Raw genomic sequence first — 16,292 nt, 5'->3', positions numbered from 1 at the left:
CGCTTTGCGAAGCTGATAGTAAAAAAGGAGACAAGACATGCTTGTGAATGGAAGATGGGTCGAGAACTGGCAGCCGGTCCAGAAGGCTGATGAACAAGGGCGTTTCATACGCCAGGTTTCGGAGTTCCGGAACTGGGTCACCCCCGACGGACGCCCCGGCCCCACGGGCGAGAGTGGCTTCGAGGCCGAGGCTGGGCGGTATCGGCTCTATGTCGCGCTGATCTGTCCTTGGGCCTCGCGCACTCTGATCGCACGCCGCCTCAAGGGGCTTGAGGATATGATCCCGGTCACGGTGCTCAATCCGACGCTGACCGATCAGGGCTGGCAATTTGGCGGCTATCCCGGCGCAGATGAGGATCCGCTTTACGGATCAAAATATATCCATGAGCTCTACACCCGCGCCGATCCGCATGCTTCAGGCCGTGCAACGGTGCCGGTTCTGTGGGACATGAAGCGGGGCGTCATGGTGAACAACGAAAGCGCCGATATCATGCGGATGTTCGATACGGCGTTCGAAGCGATCGCCCCGTCAGAAATCCGCCTCTATCCAGCCGATTTGTCCAACGAGATCGATGTGCTGAACTGGCAGGTTTACGAGAATCTCAACAACGGGGTCTACAAGGCTGGGTTCGCCTCCAGTCAGGAGGCCTATGACGAGGCCGTCGATGGGGTGTTCGCGATGCTGGACCAATTGGAGACGCGCCTCGATGACGACCGCCCGTATCTGTTCGGCGACAAGCTGACCGAAACCGATATTCGTGCGTTCGTGACGCTCATCCGGTTCGACGCAGCCTATCACGGATTGTTCAAGACCAACCGCCGGCAAATCGCGGATTACCCGCATCTTTCGGCGCATATGGAACGCGTACTGCGGCTGCCGGGCGTCGCGGAAACGGTAAACATGGATCACATAACGCGAGGCTATTATTCGATCAAAGCGCTGAACCCGACAGGGATCCGGCCGACTGGCCCGGAGCATATCCGGCGTTTACTGGGCACTATAGCCGAGTAGAAAGCAGCATTCGGCGGACGGGTACAACCCTTCTCTGGAATTGCCAAACTAGCGATATCAGAAAGGAATATCTGGTGGCCATCCAGTGCGCTCTATTCCAACACGACAATTCCAGTGTGCTTTGACTTATGCTCGGGTTCTACATGGATGGTAATACGCACATCTGGAATCGCTTTGGCGATGCCAACTTCAACTCTATCGCAGATCTCGTGAGCGTCAAAAACCGTCATGTCGCTTGGGACCACAAGATGGAATTCTACAAATGTCGCACTACCCGCATGACGGGTCCTGAGATCGTGCGCTTCGACCGCGCCGGCCGCTTCGATTGAGATGGCTTCACGTATGCTGGCCAGAATCTCTTCTGGAACCGCCTCGTCCATCAGGCCGCTTAGCGATTCTTTCACGACGCGAGAACCAGACCATATGATATTGATCGCAACCAATGCAGCCATTAGCGGGTCAAGGACCCACCATCCGGTAGCCAGTGCAAGAAGAACTCCCATCGCGACGCCTGCGGACGTAAACACATCGGTCCATAGATGCCTCCCATCGGCGACCAACGCGGGAGATTTCAGCAGACGCCCTCTTCGAACCAGAACGAAGGCCCACATCGCATTGAGCATCGTGGCCGTTCCGTTAACCAAAAGGCCCTCTATCGGAGCACCAATCGCGCGAGGGCTTTGGAAGCCTTCATAGGCCTCCAGCAGAATGAATATCGCCGCAACGATGATCATCACACCTTCCAGGACGGCGCTGAAGAACTCCGCCTTGTGGTGACCAAAGGGATGATTTGCGTCCGCAGGCCGGGCCGCGATCCGTATTGCAACGAGCGCGGCGAAAGCAGTAGCGAGGTTCACAGTGCTTTCGAGCGCGTCCGAGAGCAGCGCCACGGAGCCTGTCATCAGCCATGCCAGTGTCTTTAACGCGAGAACAATGCTCCCAACGACAAGACTTCCAAAAGCGAGTTTAAGCGCAGAAGGCATTTTTGTTTCCATATAAAGGCATGTGAATTACAGGCCGACAAAGAACTATTCAAGCTATTGAATTTGCAAATGATAATGCTTATCATTCCGATCGGGAGGCAAATCGGTGTCAAAAGAAACCAGCTCCGCTCTTACTCTCAAACGCAGGCTAATGTGAGAGCACCGCCTATTGGCAAGCAGCCCGGCGCTGGCACAGTGACACCGGGTGCTGATCTAATTGTTCGGGCTGGACTTCAAGCTGGCCACCGCATCAAGGAAGGCCTGATCCAGCACCGGATCGTCCCATTTGCCAGCGACAGCCATCCAACGATCTAGGTCATCCCGGAAACTCGGATCATCGCTCTTGATGTGAAACGTGAACAGGCGATTGACGATGTCCCGCATCAGTCTTGCCATCTGGGCGTCGTCGATATGGGCGGCCTCAAGCCATGGTATTTCGCGGCCCTCGGCATCGATCACGAGGACATCGGAATAATCCCCCGTCCTGGTTGTTGGCACCGTGCCTGCGTGCAGGTCTTCGAGGCGCGAATTGCGGATGCAGATCATGGCCATGATCTTCGCAAGATTGGCCGCGATGCGGTCTTCGTCAGCGGGTTTCATGGTCAAATCCTCATGTGATAGAAAAACCCCATTATCCACGAAAAGAAGCGTGGGCAGAGCCATAGCTATGAAAACCATAGAAAAACCTCGAACCTGTCACCGTTTCGCGCGAAATGAACTGTTCCCTTCGGGAAACAGGTAGTTGGCCAATATTGTCGGCTCCCAGTCATTGGAGTGCCGACATGATCACGGAACTGAAATCCGTCAGGGACATCTGGAAGAAGATGCCGAGCGAACATCACGGGCGCGTCTTCCTCGAAGAAATGATCTGGCCCACCGGCCGGTTTTGTCCACACTGCGGCAGTGTGCGGTCTGTGGCGCTTCGCTGTCAATCTGCGCGTGCCGGACTGTATCAATGCTCCGAGCACGAATGTCGTCGTCAATTCACCGTCACCACAAGAACGCCAATGCACTCGACCAAACTGGATCTTCGAGTGTGGATTGCCGCGATTTTTCTCGTGCTGACATCAAGCAAGGGGATCTCCTCGGTCGTCATGTCACGAATCCTGGGCGTGAATCAGAAAACTGCTTGGAAACTCGGTCATGCAATCCGTGAACTGATGGACGACAGAGAGGGGATCGCCAGTCCGTTGAGCGGAACAGTTGAGGTCGATGAAGCCTTTGTCGGAGGGGCCCCCAAGTTCAAGAAAGGGGTCAAAAACAAGAGGGGGCGTGGCACCAAGAAACCTATCGTGCTTGTTGCCGCTGACCGCAACGGTCAAGCCAAAGCGACCTTGGTTCCGAATGCCCAAAGCGCAACGCTCGGCCCGATCATGACAGAATGGATGGACCCACAGTCTATTCTGATGACTGATGGCAATAGGGCTTATCGCAAAATTGGCAAATCATTTGCTGCACATCATAGGGTCAATCACGGTGCCCGACAGTATTCCCGCCCCAGCCTCGGGGCGCACATCAATACGGTGGAAGCCGTCAATTCTCAGGTCCAGCGCGCCCTTGTCGGGGTCTATCATCGCCTTGGACGAAAGCACCTTCAGCGATATCTCGACGAGATCCTCTGGCGCTGGAACCATCGTCAGCCAGTTGTGAAGGTCCGGCTGAAATCAACGAAATCAGGCACCAGGACCGTCACGGCCACGACCTGGAAGCCGATACCTGTCGTCGAACAGATGCGCGGGCTTCTCTGCTGCGCGATTGGGCGGCAAATGCGCCGCACGCCTGAATGGGGATTGAGCTGGCCATGAAATAGGCTGATGCCTTAACGGCAGCAACGAGCCCAAAGTGAACGGCATCTTGCCATTTGCCTACAGATGGTGACAGCGTCCGTAACAGACAGGTAGGGAACACACCGGATGACGGATTTGACAGATTGGGTCCCGCGCCCACGACCTAAGCGCGTTACGCTCGAAGGACAATATGTGCGGCTCGAACCTCTTGTGTCCGCCCACGCTGACACACTGTTCATGGCAGCATCCGCCCCGGGGGTGGAAGTTCGATTTCGCTGGCTCTCCGAAGGGCCGCCGAGCCGCATAGAGTTCGATAACTGGCTGGAAGAGGCATCCGCGTCGATCGATCCCATGTTTTTCGCCGTGATTGACAAGGCCAGTGGCCGCGCCGAGGGGCGTCAGGCCTTGATGCGCATAGACACGACCAATGGCGTGGTGGAGATTGGCAATATCATGTGGGGTGCAGCATTGCAGCGGACCCGAATGGCGACCGAGGCCCTCTACCTTTTTGCAGATCGCGTATTCGGCCTCGGATATCGCCGGTTCGAATGGAAATGCAATGATTTGAATGATCCATCGAAACGCGCGGCCAAGCGGTTTGGCTTCCGCCCCGAGGGCGTGTTCCGACAGCACATGATCGTGAAAAACGCCAATCGCGACACGGCCTGGTTCGCGATGACGGACGGTGACTGGCAGCGCATGAAGCCTATCTATGAGGATTGGCTGGCGCCCGAAAATTTCGATGATCACGGGCAGCAGCACAAGCCCCTGCGAGTCTGACTTGCGGGGTGCGTTTTCGATCAGAGCCAAAGTCCGCTTTGTCTGCTGAGCCGCCATACGAGTAAGGGGCCGGCCCCGGCTTCTTTTTGTGGATAATAGGGTAGAAAAATGTCGACTGTCGGCTTGTGGGACAGAAGGACAGGATCATTCGTTGAGATAAGCCGTCCAATTTTGCCGCGCATGCACAATACGCAACACATCCAGCCAGCTGGCTTCGATCCGATAGATGATGAGATGGGACCCTGAGCGGTACACCCGCACCGGCGGGCGAATTTCGAGCCGTTCGCGCGCGATTTCCGGGTGTCGGAGCAGCAAGGACATATCACTGGCAATCGTGCGGATGTAGGTTTCAGCCTGGCCAACAGACCAGAGGCGCAGGGTGTAATCCCAGATCGCGTCCAGATCGCTCAATGCTGCGGGAGACAGTCGGCATTCAGTGACCGTTTGTGTCGGCATTCTGATCTCGCTTGCGGGCAAGAAATGCTTCGAAATCCAGGTGCCTTGCGGGACCACTGGCAATGCCCTCATCGACGAGCTGCTGCAGCTCCGCAATGGCGCGGTGGCGGTCCTGATCCCGCCGAATCAGATCGCGAACGTAGTCACTGGCGTTGCTATAGCGCCCATCCTTGGTTTGCGCCTCGACCCAGGTCTTCATCGGGTCGGGCAATGAGACATTCATGGTGGCCATGGTCTTGATCTCCTTTCTCATGAGGATGGCATAGATTGCCAAAGACTGTCAATGAGAGCGCCAGCGCCACCAGACTGGACCTAACCGTTTACTGCGCTCCCGAACCCGGCGGGTCGTTCCGACGGGTCCAACCCCTGGAGCCGGTTGTCTCGCTGATGCTTTTGCCGCAAGCCTCCCGACCAAGCTCTTGGTTGGATACGTCCTTCCTTAGGAATGGTTCCTTTGGCGCCCCACGACATGGCGGGACAAGGTCGTGATGGATAAGAGGCCCGCGCTTGGGCGGACCCCTCGGTTACAGGCGGCCAAGTCCGCGCCCCCTACCCTTTCGCTAGTTTCATCGCCGACAATTTCAAGCCACGCGTTGCTGCCCGGGCTTCGGCTCCTCCGCTACGTCGAAGGCGAGGGCGCTGTCAGTGGAATGGCTGCGCATGATGGTGACGAGGATCACCCCGTCCGAGGAGAAGTTGCCCTCATGCAGCGTGAACGACGCGGGTGCCGTCCAGGTCGCGTAAGGCCGGGGTGGTTCCTTTTTTACAAGGCGGCCGACACCGTGCGAGCGCTCCCAGGCCGCCAGCTTCTTGGTGAAGCGTGCCGGTGGCTTGGGACTGCCGTCGGTGTAGCGAATGCGCGCCCCGAAGGGGGCTGTGTCGATGATGGTTCTTGCAGACATGATTCCCCATTCCGAATGCGAATATTCGAAATCATCTTATTGATATTGTTAAATTATAGGGTGATTGGGGGCGGAATCTCTGCCCCCGCTGGATCACGTTATTCCGCGGCCAGCATCGACGCGCTTTCAGCAGGCAAGTCATCCGTCAGGAATGCAGGAAGGTCAGCTTCACTGACACTGTCAGCCGCTTCGGCATCCGCCCCCTGGCCTTCGGCACGGTCCTCACCGTCCAGCGCCACGAGATCGTTCCGGCGCAGGACCTCGGGCAACCAGCCGCTGCCCTTCAGCAAGCGCTCGGCTTCACTAGCCATCTCGCCTTTTTTCAGGTGATCGAGGAGCTGGGCAGTCCCCTCCCCTTTCGCCTCGCGCACCGCCTCGAGGATGCGGGCCTTGGGCACGCGGTTGAGATAGGTGTCGACCGTCGGCTCCCAGCCCGCCTCGACCATGTCGAGATCTGTGGCACGCGCCACGAGATCGGCATGCGCCATCCGCCGGGTCAGACCGCCTGCGGAGATGCCTGCACCGTATGGGTTCACCTTCTCATGCAGCGCGTTGACGCCGTAGCTGAGGCAATGCGCCAGCAAGGCGAACCGACTGCCCTGATCGAGGACCGTCAGATAGTCCCAGAGCGCTGCATCATCGCCAAGCGGCAGATCGGCTTCCCATTCCGCATGACGCTCGTCGACCAGCTTCGCCACCACGCTGTCTTTCAGATCGGGCGCTTGCGCTGACATATAGACCTGACGCACGGATGCCTCGAGACAGCTGCCCGAAGCAGATGAGGTGCGGAAGGTGTCCGTCACCAGCTTCAGCAGCAGCAGCGTCAACGCCACATCCGGCGAGCGCCCGATCGCTTCACGCAGCGCCAGCGTCCGGTGGGCCGTCAACTCCATGACCAACCGCTCGGGCAGTGGCTTCAGCGCTCCGTCATCCTCATCCTCCGGCAGGTCGCCACCAATCGGCTGGCCACCCGACATGATGACGGTTCCGCCATGAGCGGCACTGACATGGCCATCGGTGAGATCACGATCATCCCCCTGCCCCGCCACCGCAAAATCGGTACCATCCTGGACCGCGGTCTCGTCAACGGGCTCATCCTCTGGACGCACATACCCGCGATAGACTGCCAGAGCGCCGTAGCGGTCGAGCGTGACGAACGCTCTAGCCCGCCCGATCTCCTCCGCGTCGAAGATCAACGGCCGGGTTTCGATCTTTTCCATCTCAGCTTCCAACACGCCAAGCCGCGCGTCGATCTCGTCGGGGATTTCATCCTGACCCGCGTATTCCTCTTCCAGCGCCCGGTACTCGGCGAGCAGCTTGGCATGAGCCGCAGCTTCGTCATCCGTCATCGGTGCCGGATCGCCGTACAGGGGCCGCAGGCCGTGGCTGTAGCCGTAGGGCAGGTCGAGTGCGACCTCGATCCACTTCCAGCCCTCAACGGCAACCGTCTCAGCCTCGGCCTGGAGTTTTTCCGTCACCAGCCGATCGAGCAGGGCAGGGTCCTCGAGCCAGCCACCGTCATCGCCTTGGAAGAGGTCATGCAGCATCGTGCCGCCCGCTGCTTCGTAGGCCTCAACACCCACAAAGACCGCGCGCCGGTCAGACGCCCGGACCGAGGTCTCGGTCAGCATGCGCCGGATTTGGAATGGCTCCTTGTTCCAGGATGAATGGATCACATCCCAGACCTGAACCTGATGCGCGTGATCGGGGTTCACGGTGAAGGCCATGAGCTGTTCCAGCGTCATGCCATCCTCGGCATAGACCTCAAGCAGGGCAGGGGCGACGGAAGCGAGTTTCAGGCGCTGCTTCACGATCTGCGGCGTCACGAAGAAGGCGGCAGCAATCTCTGCGTCGCTCTGGCCCTTGTCCCGCAGCGCCACAAACGCGCGGACTGGTCGAGCGGGTGCAAGGCGACGCGCTGCATGTTCTCTGCAAGGGAATCGTCCTCGGCCAGAATCTCGGAAGCAGCATCGCGGACGATGCAGGGAATGGGCGTAGTCTTTGCCAAACGCTTTTGCTTCACCAGCAAGGACAATGCTTGAAACCGGCGGCCCCCGGCCGGGATCTCGAACTTGCCGGTCTCGGTGCCATCGTCAGCCAAAACGGGCCGCACGCTCAGGCTCTGCAAGAGGCCGCGGCGGGCGATGTCCTCCGCCAACTCATCAACCGACACGCCTGCCTTGATGCGCCGTACGTTGGACTGGCTCAGCACCAGCTTGTCGAAAGGGATATCCCGGGACGGGGACAGGGTGATTTTCTGGACAGGTTTCGTCATTAGATCTTCTCCACAACGGGCACCGGAAGCCACTCTTCCGATCTCACTTCCCGTCACCCTCAAACCAACACTCCTTTCCCTCTCGATGATCGTATGGTTGCCAAGAGGCGACTTAACAGCTGTTAAGTCAGGCCAACCGAGCTCCGACCATGTTGAAACTTAACAGCTGTTAAGCCGCACTTCGCCGACCGATCAATGCCATCACCATCGGCCCGCAGGAAAACTCGCCCGCCGCGGCCTTGGACGTCAACGCCCGCAAGTATCCACCCGGTGATCTGATGTCGGCGAAACGTTCCAGCATAGCCACGACGACGATCGAGGCTTGCTCTGGTCCCATGCAGCGCTGCGCTTCTTCCCAAGCGGAAACACTGATCCCCATGGCCGGCCTTACATGACAAGCCGCATCGAAAAGTTGGTGCCAGTGTCGAATGTCGCCCTGATAGAAAGTCTTGAGCGAGGGACAGCCGGCGATTACCAGGTGGAGTGGGATTTTCGGCACCCGCCTCGTGTCAGGCTCTTCAAGGTCAGCCACGGGCGCACCCGTATCATCATCAGGCGCGTCGCCCGCCGCCTCGCCTTTTTCTAAGGCAGGTTCAAGATCTATAGATTCTTTATTTGAATTATGATGGTGACGCTCAAAATGGGCATCATTGGTGTTCATTTCTTCTGTTTCAGGACCGTCAATGACATTACGCGCCTGGTCAAGAAGGGTCTCCAGTTCAGTCCGAAATGCCGACAGATCCTCAAGCGAAAGCTTGCGGCGAAGAGCGCGGGCTATGAGGGCGGCCGTGTCGCTGAGCTGGTCCCATAGGCCAAGCCCGGGCTGGATCTCCTCGCCGAATTCCGCCAGAGCGGCCATGTCGCGGCGCATAAGGCTCACCACCTCCCTCAGTCGCCGCACACGGTCCTCGGCCTCACGCACTGCCTCTGCGGCCCGTGCAATCTCCTCTGCCCGGCAATAGAGCGGAGAGAGGTCAAAGCCGAAGGCCACCCGATCTTCGCCACGCTTGCGCACATACCGCTTCCCATTGGGGCTATCGCGCCGCGTGAGCAAGCCTGCCTCTACCAACCGTGCGAGGTGACGCCGCATCGTCGAGCAAGGCATCCCGTTCAGCCGCTCGCAGATCGCCTTGTTGGATGGGAAGACGACCATTTCGGTGTTGCCGCCAAGCGCATCGTCCGGAAAAAAGCTGAGAAGTCCCTGAAGAACGGTCAGATCGCGCTCGGAAACCCCAAAGGCCGCCTGTGCCTTGGACAGCTCGCGGAGGAGCTCCCACTTGTTGACGGGCTTGCCGGGAACAGACGCCTCAGGACGCTCGACCACGCGCAGATGGGCGTGCGATATCGGCCGCATAAACGGCGAAATCGGTGTGTAATCCATGATGTCATTCACGAAGGCAAAATTTCCCTGGCCCGCGAATCGCTTTGCGCTTGCGGGAAAGGGGCCAGATCGCTACATTCAGAGGTGCGAAAACTGAAGTTTTGTAGCGGGCTGGTCCCGTGCGAAACCTAAGAAAGGTCTCGTGAAGCTTGCTTCTCGGGGCCTTTTTCTTTTCTGCCTGTCTCGTGCCTCCTTTTTGATTGTTGCTCTTCCTCAGTCTTCCGAACGCTTCCAGCGCTCGTGAAGCTCGGCGATCAGCTGCGGGGCGTTGCCCTCAAGCCAGCTGAGAAAATCGCTCTCCTCGGCCTTCAACTCGAGCTTGAGTTGCTTTCCACGACGTCCGGTCGTGACAGTGGCGGCACCGACCCCCGGAATCATCGTGCCGGGCCGCCCGCGAGGGCGAGACGAGGATGTGGTCTGTTCGGGCTTCCCTGCAGCAGAGAGGACGGCCAAAAATGCATGATCGGATTTCTCGTCAATACCGCCTTGGTGGGATGTCTTGGCCTCACCCGCCAAAGCTGCAAGCAGTTCGCGATCAGCATCCGTAGCCCCCAGCAACTTCTTGAGCTCTTCCCACCTGGGCCGACCAATGCCCGGAGCGGCACCGATGGCGAGGACCAGGTCCTCCCCAACAGTGCGGACCACGCTTAACAGCTGCGACACTCCTGCCTCGGTTAGATTGAGAACCTCGGCGACACCCTTGTTAGTGCGTTCGGATGCGCTCAGATGGTCACCGTCGAGCAAGGCTGCGGCAACAAGCGCTCGTTCGATGAAGCTTAGATCCCGCCGCTCCTGGTTCTCTAACAGCTGATCACGAAGTGCCTGATCGCCCTCCATCTCTGTGACAATGGCGCGGACCTTGATCCCAAGTTCTCTGCAAGCTTCCAGTCGACGGCGGCCATAGATCAGGCTGTAGCGATCACCCTCAAGCGGCCGGACGAGGATTGGTACTCGCTGTCCGTTCTTGGAAATTGACGCCTTGAGGCCCTCAGTCTCGATTTGCAGCCGGTCATCGAGCCGACCTGTGGTTTCGATTTGGTCAGGCTCGATTTCGAAAACGCCGCCGCGCAGCCTGCGCCCCTCAAGAGCGTCGGGCGCGTTGCGCAGGGTCTGCAGTGGCAGTCCCAGTTTAGGCTTTCTTGCCATTGCGTCCCCACGTGTTCTGGATGATCGCCGCGATCTCGTCGTTGACGGCGTTCATGGATTCGATTGCACGATCAAAAGTCTGACGCGTGAAGTCCTTCTTGTCGGCCTCGTAGAGCGTCTGCTTCGTCAGCCCTGCATCAGAGATTGCAGTCGACTCAACCATGTGGTTGGTCAGCACTGACCTGCCGAACAGACCCCGGATGAAAGCAATGACCTCGGTCTGCGGGGCATCACCCACCTTGTAGCGGGTCGGCAGAAAGCGCAGCCAGTCGAAGCGAAGGTTTGCGCCAGCATCCCGGATGACGCCAAGCAGATCAGCGGTCATTCGCAGAAACTGCGACATGGACATCAGGTCGAGCATTTGCGGGTGAACGGTAACAAGCACCCCTGAAGATGCTGAAAGGGCGGACATGGTTAAAAAACCAAGCTGCGGCGGACAGTCGATGACGACGACGTCATAGTCCGCTTCGACACTGTCGAGCGCGTCGCGCACACGGGCAAAGAATGCGCGGGCGCCGCCACGCTGAATGGCTGCCGGCGTCTCATGTTCGAATTCCATGAGCTCGAGGTTCCCGGGAATCAGGTCAAGACCACGGATGTAGGTCTTGCGGATCACGTCCGAGATCGGGACCGGTTCATCGTAACGAACCGCATCATACAGCGTGCCACCCTCCATCAGGTCCAGCTCAGGCTGGATGCCATGCAGCGCGGAAAGGGATGCCTGGGGGTCCAGATCGATCGCAAGGACACGATATCCCTTGAGAGCCAAGCGCTGTGCAAGGTGAGCGGATGTTGTCGTTTTCCCGGACCCGCCTTTGAAGTTCACAACAGAAACAATCTGAAGCTCGTCACCGGCACGACGCCCCGGAACGTAGGTTCCAGGCTTCTTCGCGTTTGCCTCAAGGGCGTGGCGAATCTCCCAGATATCATCGAGGGTATATCGCCGGTGGCTGCCCGCAGTGGTTTCGACGTCAGCGATCTTTCCTTCTCGATGAAGCTTGCGAAGGTAGGTATGATCGACGCCAAGCAACTCGGCCGCCTCGCCGCTGGTCAGGCTGCGCATGACTTTTTTGGCGTCGGGAGGGAAGTGGGCAGCACGTTGCGCATGAAGATTGGACGCAAGAAGCTCTGCGTAGTGCCCGATGGCAATGTCCAGGTCCTGCTCAGCTTCGCTCATCTCTGCCTCGATTCGTGGGCGCGTTTTTTATGTGATCGCGCGTTATTTATCGAGACTATTGCCCGAGCTATCAGATTCGTGCAAGCTCTTTCTAGATTTGGTGTCAGTCGCTGCGTCATGCACAAGAGTAGCTAGGGTTTGGGGCAGGCTTGCCTTCGGAACCCGTCGGATATACATTACAAGAAGTATATCCACATGGGAGGTCACGATGCAGGTCGCAAAATGGGGCAACTCGCTGGCCGTCCGTTTGCCAGCGGAGCTCGTCCGAGAGCTTGGTCTCAAGGAGGGTGATCAGATCGACCTGGTCAAGGACGACGGTCGGGTCAGAGTCCGTCGCCTTGCTCGTGCGGATGAGGTGCTGACCGGCCTGCGCCGCTTCCGGGGCAAGTTGTCCACAGCAGAACGTCTGAGCCGCGACGACGCGCATGAGCGCTGAATTCGCGGACACGAATGTCGTTCTTTACCTGCTCGACGACGGCCCGAAGGCCGATCGCGCCGAGGTAATCCTGGGGCAGGGGCCCCGGATCAGCGTTCAGGTTCTAAACGAGTCACTGGTGAACTGCCGCCGCAAAGCTGGCCTCAGTTGGGAGGAAGCAGCGGCCTTTCTCGAAGGCGTGCGCGCCTTGTGTCCGGTCGAAGATCTCACCGTGCAGACCCATGACGTCGGCCGCGCTTTGGCGGAACGCTACGGCTTCTCGATCTACGACGCGATGATCGTGGCCAGCGCTTTGGTTGCGGGGTGTACCACGCTGTGGAGCGAGGACATGCAAGATGGCCTGCTGGTCGAAGGCCAGCTTCGCATCGTCAACCCCTTTGCATGAGCGGACAACTTCTGAGTCTGGTGCTGGCCTTAGCCCTGTAATCCTTCCATGTCGTGCATGATTTGCGGGGTTTCTGGGCTACTCAAGCAGCCCCAGCCTCTCAGCCCGCTCCAGTAGCATCTTCACCGAAGAAGGCTGCCAGCTTGTCCGCCCGCGTGGCGTGCGCTCGCGCATTGATTCCAGCCGGGTGCAGATCGCCTGAAGCGTGATGTCGGGGTCCGCGCCCTTGATGCCGGCGACGATGGCAGGCAGGCGATCGTCGGTTTCGCGGCGCCCGGCGCGGGCCAGCACCTCGGTAGGCAGGAAGCCGTCGCGGACATAGGCCTTCACAGCGCGCAAGAGACGGCTTTGAGTCCAGCGACGCGCCTCGGGCAAGGGGCCGTTAATGATGCGTACCACGTCTTCCCAAGCCAAGTCGGGCCGCAGGCGGCGGACGTGGGGCACCCAGTCCTGTGCCGTCTCGTTCAGACGCTCAATGTAGCCGTCCTGTCGGGCCAGCCTCACCTTGCGCAGCGCCGCCGGATCCCGCGCGCGCAGGCCCGGATTGCCGCCAACCCGGCCTTTGGTCCGTGCGCTGGCCAGGCCAGCCTTGGTGCGTTCGCGGATCAGGGCGCGCTCGAACTCGGCCGCGGCGCCGAGGACCTGCAGGGTGAACTTGCCCTGAGGCGAGGACGTATCGATCGGATCGGTCAGCGAGCGGAAGAAGGCTCCCTTCGCCTCGAGCCGCTCGATCACCTCCAGCAGATGCGAGAGGGAGCGCGCGAGGCGGTCGATCCGCACGACGACCAGCGTGTCGCCTTTGACGATGCGTTCCAACACCCGCGCAAGCACCGGTCGCGCACGATTGCCGCCCGAGGCCTGTTCTTCATAGATCTCGGCGCAACCCGCGGATTTCAGGGCCTGCGACTGGGGCAGGGGGGTCTGATCTTCGGTCGATACGCGGGCATAACCGATCAGGGGCATCAAAACAGTCTTTTTGCAGTTTCATACATCGCTACTAAACGACCGTTTGTAAGCGAATGCAAGTGCCGGCTCTGTGGGGCTGTTCAGTCCAAAGCCCTTGGTTCCCTTACGCTGAGCGCGATCAGCGAGCTCTCGCAGACCATTGCGCGCACGTGCTATATAAAGTGTGCAGGCGCACCCTGACAAAACCCTTGGGTAAAATGCAAAAATGCCATATTTTGCACATATGGAGCCTCAAGCATGTATAAAGTATAATATTTTTGATGATCCTCTTGAGGATGCGGAGGAGCTTGAAGAGACTTCTGAGGACGACCTGTGGTTCCTGCCCGGTCCGATGGAAGAGGAGCCGCATTATCTGCCGCCCGGACCTAGGGCCGAAGTGCGTGAGACCGCTGTTCTTGACGATTGGCGACGTGCCGAGGCGGGCCATGCTGCCCGCCTTGCCCGTGTGGCCGGCCGGATCGGGGCGCTAGACGACCGTCTGAAGCGTGGCCCGGAAGGCTGGCGGCACAGGCTTGCGTTGATCGAGGCGGCAGACCTCAGCTGGTTTGCAGGCGACCGAATTGGCCCGGATCGGCTGGCGCTCTGGATATCCATGCGCTTGTCCGGCGTGCAGGACGACACCGCAGCGCTTGCGCGTGTCGGATGGGCGGTGCGGCGTCTTACAGGCGGTCCCGGCCCAGACGTGGACCTGTCCGCCTTCCTCGATCGCCGTGACCCCGAGAACATGGTGGATGAAGCCGAGCCCTTCGCGGATCGCGCGGGCGGGTGGCTTGACCTGATGGCGCAAGCCGCCGACCTGCACCCGATCACGCGTGCCTGCATGGGGTTTCACCTCTGGAGCCTCGCGGGCCTCGGACAGCAGAGCAACCGAATGGAAGCGGCGGTCACGGCGTCGCGCATTGCCGCGCATGAGGGCGAGGGGGCAATATTCGCACCCCTGGCCATGGGTGGGGCGGGGGCGCTGCGCGCCGGCGGCCCCCCGGCTGAACGTTTGGCGCGCGGGCTCGAGAAAATGGAAACGGCCTGCCTGACCGCGATGCGGCACCTCGACGATATCGAGACATGGTCGGCGCTGGCGGAAGCCGAGATGACCCCACTCTCGGGCAAGACGCCGCCAGCCCTGCGCGGAGTGCTGACCGAATGGCCCCTGGTCTCTGCCCCTATGGCCGAGGCCCTGACCGGAGCCAGCCGCGCCGCTGTCCAGCGCAACCTCGCCTGGATGGAAGCGCGGGATCTGGTCCGCGAGCTAACAGGGCAAGGACGGTTCCGAATGTGGCGCGCCACAAACTGATTGTCGAAGCGATCTGTGCGCGCCGATGTTGCGTCTATCCGCAGCACGGCTGAAACGGTGAGGAGCACCGTTTTGCAGATGCTCGAGGTCAAAGAGTTCGGCTGATCGGCTGAGACAATTCGGCTATCGCCACGTCCCCAACTACCATGAAAGCATTGTCGACTGGGTCGTGACCGGTCTGCGGGTATAAACCGGACAGACCATACAACGCTCCAAGCGACGAACGAGCCGTTGTCGCAATGGCATGTCGAGTGATGTCTTCTTGAAAATCGCCTTCGGAAAGAGCAGGGGCAGGACATGAAGCTGCAAAATCTCGAACGCCATCAAGCCTGGATCTACCTCGCTGCCATCCTTTCCGGTCTGGTCTTGGGCTCGCTCGCCCCCGGTATCTCGGGGGTGTTCGAGGCGCTGCTTTGGCCGGTGTTGGGGCTTATGCTTTTCACTACCTTCGCTCAGATGCCGCTAGCGCACCTGCCGCGCGCGACGCGCGACCGGCGTTTCATCGGCACCATGTTGATCGGCAATTTCGTCCTGGTGCCGCTGCTGGTCTGGGGGCTGATCGCGTTCCTGCCTGACGATCCTGCGCTTCGGCTCGGGGTGCTTGTCGTGCTGCTGGTGCCCTGCACCGACTGGTTCATCACATTCACCCATCTCGGTCGCGGCGATGCGGTGCGTGCCGCGTCCGCGACACCGATCCTCCTCGCGGTTCAGTTCGCCAGTCTGCCGCTCTTCCTTTGGCTTTTTCTCGGCGAGGCATTCTTTGAGCTTCTCGCCGCCGACCGCATTGCCGCCGTCTTTGCGGCGCTTGTCCTGCTGCCGCTCACAGCGGCTTTCCTGCTGGAGCGTTGGGCAGAGGCGCGCCCGGAGCGGGCCGCGATCGTAAATCGCCTCGCCTGGCTGCCGGTTCCGCTTCTGGCTGTCGTGGTGTTCCTGATCGCGGCCTCGCAAGTCGACGCGGTACGGGATGCGCTGCCGGTTTTGGCGCAGGTGGCGGGCGCCTACGTCGCCTACCTCGTCGCCGCAGCACTTCTCGGTGCGGCGACCGGGCGGGCGGCCGGATTGTCCACTAGCGGGTGACGAACGGTCATCTTCTCGCTCTGAACCCGCAACTCCTTCGTCGTACTTCCGCTGGTGCTGGTGCTTGGACCGGAGTGGAACGTGGCGGCCGTGGTCATCGTCTTCCAGTCGCTCGTCGAGCTCTTCGGCATGGTCGCCTATCTGTGGATCGTGCCGCGCTATCTGGTCCCCGAACATGCGGCGACCACGCAGGACTCCGCGGGGAACGAATGATCGCAAACAACGGCGCTGGCACCAT

At 59.8% G+C, this 16,292-nt stretch carries 17 protein-coding genes and 1 pseudogene; 8 read left to right on the top strand and 10 right to left on the bottom strand.

Features of this window, described 5'->3' with window-relative positions; genetic code table 11:
- The first annotated feature begins 37 nt into the window (after window positions 1-37).
- Complete coding sequence (locus ACGYKA_RS17135) at window positions 38-1,012, top strand: glutathione S-transferase family protein (protein WP_394439271.1); 975 nt, start codon at window positions 38-40, stop codon at window positions 1,010-1,012.
- A 92-nt stretch (window positions 1,013-1,104) separates the two neighbouring features.
- Here ACGYKA_RS17135 and ACGYKA_RS17130 read toward each other — a convergent pair whose 3' ends face one another.
- Both ACGYKA_RS17130 and ACGYKA_RS17125 read right to left on the bottom strand, forming a co-directional pair.
- Window positions 1,105-1,995 (bottom strand): cation diffusion facilitator family transporter, encoded by an 891-nt coding sequence (locus ACGYKA_RS17130; RefSeq protein ID WP_394439269.1) that lies wholly within the window; start codon window positions 1,993-1,995, stop codon window positions 1,105-1,107.
- Window positions 1,996-2,208: 213 nt separating this feature from the next.
- A complete protein-coding gene (locus ACGYKA_RS17125; protein WP_394389401.1) occupies window positions 2,209-2,595 on the bottom strand; it encodes a hypothetical protein in 387 nt (128 codons plus the stop codon).
- 182 nt (window positions 2,596-2,777) lie between these two features.
- Here ACGYKA_RS17125 and ACGYKA_RS17120 point away from each other — a divergent pair, with 182 nt between their 5' ends.
- Window positions 2,778-3,800: an IS1595 family transposase gene (locus ACGYKA_RS17120; RefSeq protein WP_394439267.1), complete on the top strand. Its 1,023-nt coding sequence runs from the start codon at window positions 2,778-2,780 to the stop codon at window positions 3,798-3,800.
- Window positions 3,801-3,908: 108 nt separating this feature from the next.
- Window positions 3,909-4,562: a GNAT family N-acetyltransferase gene (locus ACGYKA_RS17115; protein ID WP_295039777.1), complete on the top strand. Its 654-nt coding sequence runs from the start codon at window positions 3,909-3,911 to the stop codon at window positions 4,560-4,562.
- Between the two features lie 144 nt (window positions 4,563-4,706).
- On the opposite strand, the gene ACGYKA_RS17110 is transcribed toward ACGYKA_RS17115, so the two are convergent.
- From ACGYKA_RS17110 to repA, 7 genes and pseudogenes are all read right to left on the bottom strand, one after another.
- Entirely contained in the window at window positions 4,707-5,018 is a 312-nt protein-coding gene (locus ACGYKA_RS17110; RefSeq protein WP_394439264.1) for a type II toxin-antitoxin system RelE/ParE family toxin, read from the bottom strand.
- A complete protein-coding gene (locus ACGYKA_RS17105; RefSeq protein WP_108693687.1) occupies window positions 4,996-5,250 on the bottom strand; it encodes a type II toxin-antitoxin system ParD family antitoxin in 255 nt (84 codons plus the stop codon). The genes ACGYKA_RS17110 and ACGYKA_RS17105 overlap by 23 nt, the downstream gene beginning before the upstream one ends.
- A gap of 349 nt (window positions 5,251-5,599) precedes the next feature.
- On the bottom strand, window positions 5,600-5,920 hold the full coding sequence (locus ACGYKA_RS17100; protein ID WP_281985309.1) for a hypothetical protein: 321 nt from the start codon (window positions 5,918-5,920) through the stop codon (window positions 5,600-5,602).
- Between the two features lie 98 nt (window positions 5,921-6,018).
- Window positions 6,019-8,195, bottom strand: a pseudogene (locus tag ACGYKA_RS17095) (ParB/RepB/Spo0J family partition protein).
- A gap of 169 nt (window positions 8,196-8,364) precedes the next feature.
- Entirely contained in the window at window positions 8,365-9,576 is a 1,212-nt protein-coding gene (gene repC / locus ACGYKA_RS17090; protein ID WP_394439347.1) for a plasmid replication protein RepC, read from the bottom strand.
- A gap of 213 nt (window positions 9,577-9,789) precedes the next feature.
- On the bottom strand, window positions 9,790-10,722 hold the full coding sequence (repB, locus tag ACGYKA_RS17085) for a plasmid partitioning protein RepB (protein ID WP_394439262.1): 933 nt from the start codon (window positions 10,720-10,722) through the stop codon (window positions 9,790-9,792).
- Entirely contained in the window at window positions 10,706-11,899 is a 1,194-nt protein-coding gene (gene repA / locus ACGYKA_RS17080) for a plasmid partitioning protein RepA (RefSeq protein WP_009503867.1), read from the bottom strand. Before repA ends, repB begins: the two co-directional genes overlap by 17 nt.
- Window positions 11,900-12,107: 208 nt before the next feature.
- Here repA and ACGYKA_RS17075 point away from each other — a divergent pair, with 208 nt between their 5' ends.
- Both ACGYKA_RS17075 and ACGYKA_RS17070 read left to right on the top strand, forming a co-directional pair.
- Window positions 12,108-12,335, top strand: a complete 228-nt coding sequence (locus tag ACGYKA_RS17075; protein ID WP_281985305.1) for an AbrB/MazE/SpoVT family DNA-binding domain-containing protein — start codon at window positions 12,108-12,110, stop codon at window positions 12,333-12,335.
- Window positions 12,325-12,720 carry a PIN domain-containing protein gene (locus ACGYKA_RS17070; RefSeq protein WP_047998273.1) on the top strand — a complete coding sequence of 132 codons (396 nt, stop codon included), beginning with the start codon at window positions 12,325-12,327 and terminating at the stop codon, window positions 12,718-12,720. Before ACGYKA_RS17075 ends, ACGYKA_RS17070 begins: the two co-directional genes overlap by 11 nt.
- Window positions 12,721-12,798: 78 nt before the next feature.
- Here ACGYKA_RS17070 and ACGYKA_RS17065 read toward each other — a convergent pair whose 3' ends face one another.
- Window positions 12,799-13,683, bottom strand: a complete 885-nt coding sequence (locus ACGYKA_RS17065) for a recombinase family protein (protein ID WP_394439259.1) — start codon at window positions 13,681-13,683, stop codon at window positions 12,799-12,801.
- Window positions 13,684-13,909: 226 nt separating this feature from the next.
- Here ACGYKA_RS17065 and ACGYKA_RS17060 point away from each other — a divergent pair, with 226 nt between their 5' ends.
- From ACGYKA_RS17060 to ACGYKA_RS17050, 3 genes are all read left to right on the top strand, one after another.
- Window positions 13,910-14,977 carry a hypothetical protein gene (locus ACGYKA_RS17060; protein ID WP_065324511.1) on the top strand — a complete coding sequence of 356 codons (1,068 nt, stop codon included), beginning with the start codon at window positions 13,910-13,912 and terminating at the stop codon, window positions 14,975-14,977.
- A 297-nt stretch (window positions 14,978-15,274) separates the two neighbouring features.
- Window positions 15,275-16,054 (top strand): arsenic resistance protein, encoded by a 780-nt coding sequence (locus ACGYKA_RS17055; protein WP_227512167.1) that lies wholly within the window; start codon window positions 15,275-15,277, stop codon window positions 16,052-16,054.
- Between the two features lie 54 nt (window positions 16,055-16,108).
- Entirely contained in the window at window positions 16,109-16,267 is a 159-nt protein-coding gene (locus ACGYKA_RS17050; protein ID WP_231886353.1) for a hypothetical protein, read from the top strand.
- Window positions 16,268-16,292: the final 25 nt, after the last annotated feature.

This window comes from Sulfitobacter sp. 1A15106, assembly GCF_043556995.1.
In the GTDB taxonomy this organism is placed as follows: Bacteria; Pseudomonadota; Alphaproteobacteria; order Rhodobacterales; family Rhodobacteraceae; genus Sulfitobacter; species Sulfitobacter faviae.
The sequence above is the reverse complement of the archived record's forward strand: the minus strand, read 5'-3'. Positions and strand labels throughout refer to the sequence as shown.

Bases quoted from the DNA above. Each gene is read 5' to 3' on its own strand.
- ACGYKA_RS17100 (WP_281985309.1), bottom strand. From the start codon at position 5,920: ATGTCTGCAAGAACCATCATCGACACAGCCCCCTTCGGGGCGCGCATT.
- ACGYKA_RS17135 (WP_394439271.1), top strand. From the start codon at position 38: ATGCTTGTGAATGGAAGATGGGTCGAGAACTGGCAGCCGGTCCAGAAG.
- ACGYKA_RS17075 (WP_281985305.1), top strand. From the start codon at position 12,108: ATGCAGGTCGCAAAATGGGGCAACTCGCTGGCCGTCCGTTTGCCAGCG.
- ACGYKA_RS17065 (WP_394439259.1), bottom strand. From the start codon at position 13,683: ATGCCCCTGATCGGTTATGCCCGCGTATCGACCGAAGATCAGACCCCC.
- ACGYKA_RS17125 (WP_394389401.1), bottom strand. From the start codon at position 2,595: ATGAAACCCGCTGACGAAGACCGCATCGCGGCCAATCTTGCGAAGATC.
- ACGYKA_RS17105 (WP_108693687.1), bottom strand. From the start codon at position 5,250: ATGGCCACCATGAATGTCTCATTGCCCGACCCGATGAAGACCTGGGTC.
- repC (WP_394439347.1), bottom strand. From the start codon at position 9,576: ATGGATTACACACCGATTTCGCCGTTTATGCGGCCGATATCGCACGCC.
- ACGYKA_RS17130 (WP_394439269.1), bottom strand. From the start codon at position 1,995: ATGCCTTCTGCGCTTAAACTCGCTTTTGGAAGTCTTGTCGTTGGGAGC.
- ACGYKA_RS17110 (WP_394439264.1), bottom strand. From the start codon at position 5,018: ATGCCGACACAAACGGTCACTGAATGCCGACTGTCTCCCGCAGCATTG.
- repA (WP_009503867.1), bottom strand. From the start codon at position 11,899: ATGAGCGAAGCTGAGCAGGACCTGGACATTGCCATCGGGCACTACGCA.
- ACGYKA_RS17115 (WP_295039777.1), top strand. From the start codon at position 3,909: ATGACGGATTTGACAGATTGGGTCCCGCGCCCACGACCTAAGCGCGTT.
- ACGYKA_RS17070 (WP_047998273.1), top strand. From the start codon at position 12,325: ATGAGCGCTGAATTCGCGGACACGAATGTCGTTCTTTACCTGCTCGAC.
- repB (WP_394439262.1), bottom strand. From the start codon at position 10,722: ATGGCAAGAAAGCCTAAACTGGGACTGCCACTGCAGACCCTGCGCAAC.
- ACGYKA_RS17060 (WP_065324511.1), top strand. From the start codon at position 13,910: ATGGAGCCTCAAGCATGTATAAAGTATAATATTTTTGATGATCCTCTT.
- ACGYKA_RS17120 (WP_394439267.1), top strand. From the start codon at position 2,778: ATGATCACGGAACTGAAATCCGTCAGGGACATCTGGAAGAAGATGCCG.
- ACGYKA_RS17055 (WP_227512167.1), top strand. From the start codon at position 15,275: ATGAAGCTGCAAAATCTCGAACGCCATCAAGCCTGGATCTACCTCGCT.